We start from the raw sequence: 206 nt of genomic DNA, 5'->3' as shown, positions 1-206 counted from the left end.
TCCGCAAGCTGTTCATGGTCATCATGTACATCACCATCACCAAGGTCAGCACGGTCATCATGGTCATCACCATCACCAAGGTCAGCACGGCCATCATGGTCATCACCATCATCAAGGTCAACACGGTCATCATGGTCATCACCATCACCAAGGCCAACACGGCCACCATGTACATCATCATCACCAAGGTCAGCACGGTCATCATC

1 protein-coding gene is annotated in these 206 nt (G+C 51.5%); it reads right to left on the bottom strand.

Translation table 11 applies throughout. The features are described from left to right. On the bottom strand, positions 1-206 hold a 206-nt coding region (locus MR083_RS27730; RefSeq protein WP_242270161.1), incomplete at both ends, for a hypothetical protein.

The sequence above is a fragment of the Bacillus cereus group sp. BfR-BA-01408 genome (assembly GCF_022663305.1).
GTDB classification, from domain to species: Bacteria; Bacillota; Bacilli; order Bacillales; family Bacillaceae_G; genus Bacillus_A; species Bacillus_A pacificus.
The sequence above is the reverse complement of the archived record's forward strand: the minus strand, read 5'-3'. Positions and strand labels throughout refer to the sequence as shown.